Origin of the sequence: Pedobacter sp. MC2016-15 (assembly GCF_026239695.1) — a bacterium.
Lineage (GTDB): Bacteria > Bacteroidota > Bacteroidia > Sphingobacteriales > Sphingobacteriaceae > Pedobacter.
This window is the reverse complement of the sequence record NZ_JAPIVS010000010.1, coordinates 1-11,780: the sequence shown is the minus strand read 5'-3', so window position 1 is coordinate 11,780 and position 11,780 is coordinate 1. Positions and strand designations below refer to the sequence as shown.

Genomic DNA, 11,780 nt, shown 5'->3' with positions numbered 1-11,780 from the left:
AAAAAAGTTTATAACTGGCATCTTTTAACCTGATCAGCGTATAGTTGAATTTATGATGCTCGGTATCCAAAGATGTTGACATTTTTGGGTACGCATCTCTGAGAAAAATGACATATTGTTTAATCGGTAACCGATATTTCCTCATGAGCATGATGCTATATTCCGCCATCCGGTAGATCATTTCGCGTTCATCATTTAACTGAAATTCAATCTGCAGGATGTATGCATTCCCCTCAGAATCAATGATTTTTTTTAAGGCATCAGGTTTTCTCTCTTTGGTGTGCTGTACGGAATCTGGCAATTCTTCAGACATAGCTATCCGCAGTCCAAGAATGTCCTTTATAATTACCGGAAGGGTATTTTCTAGATTTTCTTTGATTACTTTATCATACTGATTTCCTTGTTGATGTGTACCAGAATGCTCTAACATTCCTCAAATTTAATTCAGTTAAATTAAACGATATAATTAAATTTTAAATTAATTCTAACATTAGAAGAGCCTTGCTAAGTTTTCATAAAACTTAGATAAGATCCTAGATGAAACCTGCATACATATCCTGTATCTATGTTTTATCCGTAAACCAAATATCTTTCGCTGCCGATGAGGTTGTTTGCCCCGTTTCTCTTACTAATTGTTCAAGTTGTTTTTGCTAATGCACAATCAATAAGATCCAGTGATCTCAAATGTGAACAGCAGACAAACCCGATGGGCATTGAAACAGCGGCACCACGTTTAAGCTGGATGATAGATTCCGATCAGCGGAATACTCTTCAGACAGCCTATCGCATTCTCGTAGCAGATGATCCTCAAATATTAAAAAGCAATACCGGTAATATCTGGGATTCAAAAAAAGTCAGCTCTGCTGCTTCGATCCAGGTAGGTTACAAAGGTAAAGCCCTAAGCGCTGCAAAGACCTATTACTGGAAAATCATGCTCTGGGACAATCATGGGAATAGCTCCGTATGGAGCGACTCACATCACTGGCAAATGGGCCTCCTCACCAGGGCCGACTGGAAGAACGCAGACTGGATTGCCCATGAGGTCCTGCCAGATTCTGCCAGAATCTTACCCTCGTCGCGTGGAGAGCGTGACAAAAACGGTGGTACCATCAACGATGTCTTACCCCTCATCAGAAAAGAAATCAACATCAGCAAAAAGATAAAAGATGCTACCTTATTTATTTCGGGCCTCGGGCATTTTGAGCTCAGTATCAATGGCAGCAAGGTTGGCGACCATTTCCTCGATCCGGGATGGACAAATTACGAGAAACAAGCATTATACGTATCTTTCGATGTAACTACAGCTTTAAAAAATGGTACCAATGCTATTGGCGTAATGCTGGGAAATGGCTTTTACTATATTCCTAAACAAAAAAAACGTTATAAAAAACTGCTGGTTCAATACGGATATCCTAAAATGATCTGCCGTTTATTGATCAATTATACGGACGGTACCTCAGAAAATGTCATCAGTGACCAAACCTGGAAATCTGCCGAAAGCCCCATCACTTTTTCAAGTATTTATGGTGGTGAAGATTATGACGCCCGCAAAGAACAATCAGGCTGGAACAAGCCGGGATTTGATGATAAAAAATGGAGCCTTGCTAAATCAACAAGTGGACCCCCGGTGTTAAATTCCCAGCAGGCAGGCCCGGTAAAGATATTTGAAAACTTCAATCCTCAAAAGATTACCAAAATCAGTAAACATACTTCAGTTTATGACCTTGGACAAAATTTTTCAGGCATTGCCAGGATATCAGTCAAAGGAAATAAAGGGGATACCATCAGGATCAGCCCTGCAGAACTCATCAATACCGACGGTACGGCCAATCAGAAAGCATCCGGAAAGCCATTTTACTTCAGCTACATCCTCAAGGGGGTTGATGCAGAAACCTGGGAACCCCGCTTCAGCTATTATGGATTCAGGTATTTGCAGATTGAGTCCCTTAGAAGTGCATCTGCTGCAGAAAATGAAAGTCCTGAAATCACGAAAGTAACTGGTCTGCATGTTAGAAATGCTGCGCAAAATGCAGGGACTTTCAACAGCTCCAGTGACTTGTTCAACCAAACGGCAAAGCTGATCGACTTGGCTGTGAAAAGTAATATGATGAGTGTTTTTACCGACTGCCCCCACCGGGAAAAGCTGGGCTGGCTGGAGCAGTTGCATCTGATGGGAAGCTCCCTGCGTTACACGTATCAGGTGGAAAATCTTCTGCATAAATCTATAGAAGACATGAGTTTATCGCAAACCGAAAGTGGTTTGGTGCCTGAAATCGCTCCTGAATATACAATCTTCACCTGGGGAGGTGACATGTTCCGCGATTCGCCCGAGTGGGGAAGCAGCAGTATTATCCTGCCCTGGTACTTATATCAGTGGTATGGCGATCAACGTGGACTCACTGCGGCTTATCCCATGATGAAAAAGTATGCGGCTTATCTGGAAACTAAAGCCAACCACCATATTTTAACTCAGGGATTGGGCGACTGGTACGATCTGGGGCCAAAACCCCCAGGGGTGTCGCAGCTTACTACCATGGGTGTCACGGCGACCGCTATCTATTACTACAACCTCTGTATCCTGGAGAAAACCGCCAGACTGCTGGGAAAAACAACTGATGCTTCAAGGTATAAGGTGCTCGCTGCTGAAGTGAGAAAAGCTTTTAACACCCGATTCTTCAACGGGAAAACCAATAATTATGCAACGGGTAGCCAGACCGCCAATGCAATGGCCATCTATATGCAGCTGGTTTTGCCGGAGCATAAAACCGCTGTACTTAATAATATCATTTCAGACATCAGGAAAAACAAAAACAGCCTGACATCTGGTGATATCGGATACCGTTACCTGCTGCGCGTGCTGGAACAGGAAGGCCGTTCAGATGTAATCAATGAAATGAACAGTAATCCGGATGTGCCGGGATATGGATATCAGCTCGCACAGGGCGCCACGGCCCTGACAGAATCCTGGCAGGCTTTACCCTCAGTATCTAACAATCATCTGATGCTTGGACATTTGATGGAATGGTTTTACAGTGGAATTGGTGGAATCCGGCAGGAAGAAAATTCCATTGCTTTTAAACAGATTGTCATACATCCTGAAATCGTACAAGGTCTGACTCATGCCGAAACGAGCTACGATTCACCGTATGGCCGTATCTCCACCAATTGGAAAGTAGAAAGCAAAGGTCTTCAGCTTGAGGTAGAGATTCCCGCAAATACCACTGCTGAGCTGAGTATCCCGATTGCAAAGGGACAACAGATTACAGAAGGTGGCAGGGCTGTCCGGTGGCTTGCTGCAAAAGGCCGTGCCCTCATCCGGACAGGATCTGGAAAATATCAATTTATCGTACAATAATCATCAACCCATGCCCAATTATAAAGTCATTCAACTCCTTATTTTTCTCTGTTTCTTATCCTCCGCTGCAGTGGCGCAATCTTCTGCGGTCAATGCGATCAGTCAGGAAAAGATGCAGCAGCTTTACGAAGAAGTGAAGACACCGTTCAAATATGGACTGGCAGTTGTACCGGTCTCTGAAGATAAAAAGTTAGACTGCCCGAGTGTATTTCGTGAAGGGAACAAATGGTTGATGACCTACATCGTATTTGACGGGAAGGGCTACGAAACCTGGCTGGCAGAGAGCGATAACCTCCTCAGCTGGAAAACTAAAGGTAAACTGTTATCTTTTTCTGCGGATAGTACCCGTTGGGATGCCAACCAGAAAGCTGGATACATTGCATTGCAGGACCTGACATGGGGAGGCAGTTATGCCTGGAAAAAGTATAAAGGCCTGTACTGGATGTCCTACTTTGGCGGAAACACCAAAGGTTATGAAGCCGGCGATCTGTCGATAGGCATTGCAAATACAAAAACTCAGCCCTCGGTGCCGCATGAGTGGAACAGGCTGGATCAACCTGTCCTGACTGCTACCGATAAGGATGTGCGCTGGTGGGAAAACAGAAAACTCTTCAAAAGTTCAATCATCCACGATCAAAAAAAACTTACCGGACATGAGTTTGTCATGTATTATAACGCCAATGGCGACTCAGCAAAAAATAATATCAAAACACGCTGGTATGAGAGAATAGGCATGGCAGTATCAGATGATATGCTCAGCTGGAAAAGATATCAAACAGAACCTGTAGTCCACCATCCTGCAGGGATCACCGGCGATGGAGTTCTTCAAAAAATCGGTGACACCTACGTCATGTTTTACTTTGGTGCTTTCTGGAATGACCGTAAAGGGGGGTTCAACAGATTTGCAGCCTCGAAAGACCTGGTCAACTGGACAGACTGGAATGGTGCAAACCTCATCGGGTCTTCCAGGCCTTATGATGAGGAATTCGCGCATAAGTCCTTCGTCCTTAAACACAAGGGTATCGTTTATCATTATTACTGTGCGGTTAACAAAGCCGGACAAAGAGGAATTGCAGTAGCTACATCAAAGGATCTTGGGACAAGTAAGCTCAATTTCGCAGCAGCAAATCCACAGCAGGCCCAAAGACTGGAACTGGACTTTAACCGCAACTGGAAATTCCAGACAGGCGATAGCAAAGAGGCTTCTTCAGCTCAGTTTAATGATCAGGGCTGGAGGAAGATTACGTTACCGCACGACTGGAGCATTGAGGGGAATTTCAGTGCTGAACATCCTGCAGGGAATGACGGTGGTGCCCTCCCGGGAGGAAAAGGCTGGTACCGTAAATCTTTTCATCTGGCAAAAGAACTAAAAAATCAGCGCATCTATATTGATTTTGGAGGTATCTACCGGAACAGTGAAGTCTGGATCAATGGACATTACCTCGGAATAAGACCAAATGGTTATATCTCCTTCAGATATGACCTTACGGATTTTGTTCATTTCGGAAATAAACAGAACGTGATCGCTGTCAAAGTGGACAACTCCATGCAACCCAATTCAAGATGGTACTCCGGTTCCGGGATTTACCGTAACGTAAAACTGATCAGCACAGGCAGTGTCGCAGTGGATCACTGGGGTACGTTTGTAACTACACCTGAAGTAAGTGCTCAGCAGGCAACAATCAGGCAGATCACAGTCCTGCGGCACCCTGTCAGTAAACCAAGGGAAGTAACCGTTGAAGTATCAATGTATAACCCTTCCGGCAAGGAGGTCGCAAAGTCACAACATAAACAGGTATTAAAAGATTCACTGACCCAGATTGACCAGAGCTTTAAACTGGATCAACCAAAATTATGGTCGCCCGCCAAACCCAATCTGTATATCCTCATCACCCGTGTTTACGAAGGTAAAAAGTTGCTTGACGAGTACCGTACCACTACGGGGATAAGATATTTTTCATTTGATAGCAAGAAAGGGTTTTCACTGAACGGTGAGTCGATGAAAATACTGGGAGTTTGTATGCATCATGATCTTGGAGCGCTTGGTGCAGCCATTAATCACCGTGCAATGCAAAGACAGTTGCAGATCCTTAAAGATATGGGTTGTAATGCCATACGTTTTTCGCATAATCCACCGGCAGCAGAAGTGCTGAACCTCTGTGACCAGATGGGTTTCCTCGTCATGGATGAGGCTTTTGACATGTGGAAAAAGAAGAAGAACAAATATGATTATTCGCTGGACTTCGTGAAATGGCACAGGAAAGATTTGGAAGATATGGTGAAAAGGGACAGAAACCACCCTTCAGTGATCTTATGGGGCATCGGCAATGAAATCCGGGAACAGTTTGATACTACAGGAACACGGATTACAAAGGAGCTGGTAGCAATAGTGAAGACGCTGGATCAGACCCGCCCCGTGATTTCGGCACTCACGGAAACGGATAGCAGCAAGAATTTTATCGCCAAAGCCAGGGCGCTGGACATTATGGGATTCAATTATAAATTTGAGGATTACGATCGGCTGCCTGTCAACTTCCCCGGACAAAAATTTATTGCTTCTGAAACCACATCGGCACTGGAAACAAGGGGTGTATACCAGCCCTCAGATACCATCAGGTTTTGGCCGGCAAGTGGAAAACAGAAATATGTAGTCAATGGGAATGCCGACTGGACCACATCCGCTTATGACAATACTGCCGCCTATTGGGGTACCACTCATGAACGCGCCTGGAAAGAGGTTAAAAAACGTGATTTTATGTCGGGCCTTTTTGTGTGGACTGGATTCGATTATCTCGGAGAGCCGGTTCCGTATCCTTATCCGGCAAGGAGTTCTTACTATGGTATCGTAGACCTCGCAGGTTTTCCTAAAGATGTGTATTATATGTACCAGAGCGAATGGACCGATAAACCAGTACTACATGTTTTTCCTCACTGGAACTGGAAAGCAGGCGAGATGGTGGATGTCTGGGCATATTATAGTCAGGCAGATGAAGTGGAACTTTTCCTGAACAGAAGATCGCTGGGCATCAGGAAAAAAGGAGATGACCTTCATGTTTCCTGGCAATTGAAATTTGAGCCAGGCACGCTCAAAGCTGTATCACGCAGGGATGGTAAGGAGGTGCTTTCTTCAGTAATACATACAGCCGCTGAAGCATCCCGGATTGTGCTGGAAGCAGACAGATCTGAGCTCAGGGCTGACGGAAAAGATCTTGCCTTCATTACGGTTAAGGTTACTGATCAGCAGGGCAACCTGGTTCCTGATGCAGATCAGTTAATTTCTTTCTCTGTAGAGGGGCAGGGTGTTATTGCAGGGGTGGATAATGGCTATCAGGCCAACCTTTCTTCTTTCAGGGCACCTGAGATTAAAGCTTTCAAAGGAAAATGTATGCTGGTACTGAAATCTGCTGAAAAAGGTGGCTATATCTATGTAAAGGCAAAGGCCAAAGGTTTGGGAGAAACGGTTTATAGGTTAAGCTGCCGTTAGGATAAAAAAGATAAAATATATGCGTTTAGTCATCTGGATTTTCTTGCTCATCATATGGATGCCCTTTTGTACCACTGCACAGCAGATCACGGATCCGGCAAAGCCCTGGGTATTCTGGTACTGGATGCAGGCCAGTGTATCAAAAGAAGGTATTCGTGCGGACCTGGAAGCGATGAAGGCTGCAGGTATTGGCGGTGCCTACCTGATGCCGATCAAATGTGCGACCACACCGCCGGTATTTACTCCTGTGGTTGAGCAGCTGACCCCGGTCTGGTGGGACATGATGAGATATGCATTTGAAGAATCTTCGAGATTAGGCTTACAAATAGGCATGCATGTCAGTGACGGTTTTGCTTTGGCAGGCGGACCATGGATCAGGCCGGAACTTTCTATGCAAAAGGTGGTATCAAGTCAAGTCAGCGTAACAGGAGGTAAAACGCTCCGCATAAAGCTTCCCCAGCCAGAAACCAAAGAAAATTTTTATAAGGATATTGCAGTTTATGCCTATCCTGAAAAGGATGGCACTGAGCTGTCGACGAGAAATACAAAACCATTAATCACAACCAGCCTCAATGACAAATCAGCAGAAGCCAGTGCTTTAACTGCGAATACTCCGGGCAAAATTCCTCCATTTAAAACTGATCAGCCCTGCTGGATACAGTATCAGTTTGAAAAACCTTTTACCTGCAGGAGCATCGTCATCAAAACGGGAGGTAATAACTACCAGGCACACCGACTTTTGATCGAAGTGAGTGATGATGGAAAAACTTTCCGCTCCATCGGGCGCCTGCATCCGCCACGCCATGGCTGGCAGGATACAGATGCGGATGTAACGCATGCGATTATCCCCACCACTGCAAAGTATTTCAGGTTCATTTATGATCCCGCAGGTTCTGAACCTGGTGCCGAAGATCTTGATGCTGCGAAATGGAAACAATCACTCAGGCTTACCGCACTGGAACTATCTTCAGCACCAAAAATCAATCAGTATGAAAGTAAAAACGGAGAGGTTTGGAGAATCAGTGAACGCAGCAGTGCTGAGCAGTTCCCTGCGGAAGATGTTGTACCAGTGCAGCAAATGATCAACCTGAGTAAGCATATGACAGCCGATGGTGTGCTGAGCTGGAAAGCTCCCCGCGGCAAATGGTCAATCATCAGAATGGGACATACCTCTACCGGACATACGAATGCTACAGGTGGTGGCGGAGCGGGACTGGAAGTTGACAAATTTAATAAAGAAGCGATCAGGCTACAGTTCGATTCCTGGTATGGAGAGGCCATCCGTCAGGCAGGTCCCGAACTGGCGAAAGAGGTGCTGCGGGTTTTCCATGTAGACAGCTGGGAATGCGGAAGCCAGAACTGGTCGGACGCTTTTCCTGTAGAATTCAAAAAAAGAAGAGGTTATGACTTATTATCCTGGCTGCCAGTGATGGCGGGTATTCCTATAGAAAGTGCAGACAAGTCTGAAGCTATATTATACGATGTGAGGAAGACCATCGCAGAACTGGTAACCGATACTTTCTACCAGACGCTCGCTGATCTGGCTAAAGAAAAAGGCGTAGTATTTACTGCTGAAAGTGTAGCACCAACAATGCTGAGTGATGGGCTGCTGCACTACAAAAGGGTAGACATACCGATGGGAGAATTTTGGCTCAACAGTCCTACGCACGACAAACCTAATGATATGCTGGATGCCATTTCCGGAGGACATATCTATGGTAAGAATATCATTCAGGCCGAAGCATTTACCACCGTAAGAATGACCTGGAACGAACATCCCGGCATGTTAAAAACTTTGCAGGACAGGAATTATGCGCTGGGGATCAACAAACTGGTTTATCATGTATTTACCCATAACCCCTGGACAAACCGCAAACCAGGAATGACCTTAGACGGTGTGGGTTTGTATTTCCAGCGCGACCAGACCTGGTGGAAACCAGGAAAGGCATGGGTAGACTATGCCACAAGGAGCCAGGCCTGGCTCCAGAAAGGTATACCGGTTACGGATATTGCCGTATTTACCGGCGAGGAGTTTCCACGTCGGGCACTGCTTCCGGAACGGCTGCTGAAGACGCTTCCGGGTATTATTGGAGCTGAAAGAGTGCGGAAGGAAGAGCAGCGAATGGCGAATGTGGGACTACCTTTAGCAGAATCACCTGCCGGTGTCCGCCATTCTGCTTATATCACTGACCCGCAGGACTGGACAGATCCGCTGCATGGTTATGCCTACGATTCGTTCAATCCTGACGTATTAATGAACGCCGGAGTCAAGGATGGCAGGGTAGTTTTTTCATCAGGAGCGAGTTATGCCTTACTGGTATTTCCTGTCGGTAATCCCATGGATCCCAGTAAAGGAATACTATCCCCTTACCTGAGAGCGAAAGTGGAATCCCTGAAAAAAGCTGGTGCGCATATATATGTAGCGGCGGATGAGGGTGCTTATCAGGATAGTACATTTGAAAAATTTGGTGTATCACCTGATCTTTTGATTACAGATTCAACAGGTAAAAGGGCAGAGAAAATCGCCTGGAACCATCGTAGAACTGATCATGAAGATATCTACTTTATCTCCAATCAGCAGGATCAGCAGCGAACGCTGAAGGCTTCTTTCAGGATCAAAGATAAATATCCTTATTTGTATGATGCCGCAGCTGATCATAAAAGGGAATTGGGAGCAGGAAAGGGTCTTGCAGACCGAACGGATGTTCCGCTAAGGCTGGAAGCAAATGCATCAGCTTTTGTAATTTTCAGTGACAGCACCGTAAAAGTTAATGTAGCCAGAAACTGGCCGGAATTTACTGTCCTGCAGAAGCTGCCAACTCAATGGAAAGTATCATTTGATACTGCATATGGAGGTCCCGCCAAGGTTGTGACGTTTGAGCAGCTTTCAGACTGGTCGAAAAATAAAGATTCCCTGATCAGGTACTATTCGGGAACAGCGGTTTACCGGCAAAGGGTTCAATTGCCGAAAATGCCCTCCGGAAAAATATGGCTGGATCTTGGCAGGGTAGCCAATCTGGCATCAGTAAAGGTCAATGGTAAAGGTGCGGGAACCTTATGGACCGCACCTTTCAGGTTGGATATCAGCGCGCTGTTGATAAAAGGGGATAATCTTATTGAGATTGAGGTGACCAATACCTGGGCAAACCGCCTGATCGGTGATCAGCAGCTGCCCGAGGCAAAGCGCATTACGCATACTACAGCACCCTACCGCCTGTCTGGCACGCCCTTACAGGAAGCCGGACTGCTGGGACCGCTGACGCTTATGATCGAAAAATAGTTACTATTCCCAAATACTCACTTCTAGATGCCAGTTTTCCATCCTCAGAGACAAAAAATAGGTATACATGCAAGGGATGCCCCATCATCACAAAAGGGACATCAACGTTGACGTTTAATTCGCGTCTCTCCGCAATACGCTCATTTACTGTCACTCCAAACCTACCAGGCCTGATATTCTCGTCGAAGAATACCACAGTCAGTTGATCTGTAGGCTGTGTAATATCTGATGTAGAGTTGCTCGTCACCCATGAAATGTTTACTGACTCTTCCGCAGTCGCAACAGCCACAGGCCTGAATCCTCCATCTATGATACCCCTTCCCCTGCTGATTAACAATGCCTCATAGTTAAACTGATACTCAGGGTACGTACCCAGTAAAGCATGATCAAAGTGATAATCTACAGCTTCATTCATCGCGGTTTTCTTTGGTTTGGCACTGGCCCAGCCCACAGCGATCTCTTTTGAAAAGTATTTGAGAAAACTAGAGATAGTTCCAAACTTTTTCCGCTGATCCATCTGAGGTTTTGAAGCCGGTTTTGTAGATTTCCCTGGTGTACTTCTTCCCGTATATATACCCCTCCATTTGGCCACGACTACCGTGCCTATCTTTCCTCTGAATTGGCCTAAACTGCCTGGTCGAATTGTTGACATAATGTTCTAAATTAAATGATTTAATATTTTAACTGGCCGATGTAAAAACTGTTTGAAATACTTTTGCGGTCGGCCGACTCAAAAGTGATGTAAAGCTCAAGTGTTACCGCTTGATGATAGGCTGTGACTTCCAGAAAATCCCTGCCGGCTGTTCTCCTTGCTCCCGATAGTTCAAAAAATGCACTCTGTTTCTCCGGGCAGTAGGCCAAAAGCATGGCATGATCATTTCTCTTCATCCCCTTTTCCATCAGCGCTGCATCCCATTGAAATTCCAGTCCTCCCTTTACCACAATGACTGTAGTTTCTGCATTGACAGTAATCTCTCCCTGACTAAAAAGAACTTTTTCATACTCAATTTCATTGCCCAGGAGACTATGCTTAATTGCGTTTTTTTTGTTGTACCCTACTGCCATACTGTAACCAGCGCTGTGTTTTTTCTTTCCCTGCAATTCAAAGCCATGCTTGACAAATGGCTTCACGGGCTTAAGTAATTCGTTCGTCAGTCCGAGCCCAGACTGATTAACGAGTTCAGCGCTCGTAAAGGGCGTAATCCGCACACCGATGCTGCGTTGTATTTCCTGACCATTCAAAGTGTACGTAACAGTATCACCCTTTTTTCCTTTAAAAACCCGACCTTTTCTAATAGCCATGTTGATATAATTTAAGTGAATAATAAACCTTTGACTGACTATAAATCAGTATGTTACAAAGTTAAGAAAAAAAATTATCAAGGAAGTATTCTGGAAAGTTTTAAATTAAACTTACTTTGGTATGAGCAGGCTTATAACCTGCTGTTAACAGGCTGAAATGTCTCATTTGAGCCTGTTAACAGCCTGCTAACAGCCCGTTAACAGCCTGTTAAGAATAAACACGAATGCTACAAGAAGTCCATTTAGGATTGGGTTGCAATAAAGGCATCACCCGCAAATTTATACTCGCTGAAACACCGATTTCAAAAACTTCGTATTCGCACCGAAATTCTCCTTTACGCTTTTCGGATTCTTAGTTC

General features: G+C 45.1%; 5 protein-coding genes and 1 pseudogene. 3 read left to right on the top strand and 3 right to left on the bottom strand.

All coding sequences use genetic code 11. The features are described 5' to 3' along the window. Nucleotides 1-430, bottom strand: a pseudogene (locus OQY15_RS22280) (hypothetical protein); the annotation flags it as partial. Nucleotides 431-706: 276 nt separating this feature from the next. On the opposite strand from OQY15_RS22280, the gene OQY15_RS22275 reads away from it, so the two are divergent. The 3 genes from OQY15_RS22275 to OQY15_RS22265 are packed head-to-tail and all read left to right on the top strand — an operon-like array spanning nucleotide 707 to nucleotide 10,119. Continuing rightward, the gene (locus OQY15_RS22275) at nucleotides 707-3,355 is read left to right on the top strand and encodes a family 78 glycoside hydrolase catalytic domain (protein ID WP_265794373.1); all 2,649 of its coding nucleotides are present in this window, start codon (nucleotides 707-709) and stop codon (nucleotides 3,353-3,355) included. Further along, nucleotides 3,270-6,839: a glycoside hydrolase family 2 TIM barrel-domain containing protein gene (locus OQY15_RS22270; RefSeq protein ID WP_265794372.1), complete on the top strand. Its 3,570-nt coding sequence runs from the start codon at nucleotides 3,270-3,272 to the stop codon at nucleotides 6,837-6,839. Before OQY15_RS22275 ends, OQY15_RS22270 begins: the two co-directional genes overlap by 86 nt. A 19-nt stretch (nucleotides 6,840-6,858) precedes the next feature. Then, on the top strand, nucleotides 6,859-10,119 hold the full coding sequence (locus tag OQY15_RS22265; RefSeq protein WP_265794370.1) for a glycosyl hydrolase: 3,261 nt from the start codon (nucleotides 6,859-6,861) through the stop codon (nucleotides 10,117-10,119). Here the strand turns inward: OQY15_RS22265 and OQY15_RS22260 are convergent. Continuing rightward, nucleotides 10,103-10,771, bottom strand: coding sequence for a DUF6266 family protein (locus tag OQY15_RS22260; RefSeq protein ID WP_265794369.1), 669 nt, complete (start codon nucleotides 10,769-10,771; stop codon nucleotides 10,103-10,105). The genes OQY15_RS22265 and OQY15_RS22260 overlap by 17 nt on opposite strands. A 20-nt stretch (nucleotides 10,772-10,791) precedes the next feature. After that, nucleotides 10,792-11,421 (bottom strand): DUF6266 family protein, encoded by a 630-nt coding sequence (locus tag OQY15_RS22255; RefSeq protein WP_265794367.1) that lies wholly within the window; start codon nucleotides 11,419-11,421, stop codon nucleotides 10,792-10,794. Nucleotides 11,422-11,780 lie beyond the last annotated feature (359 nt).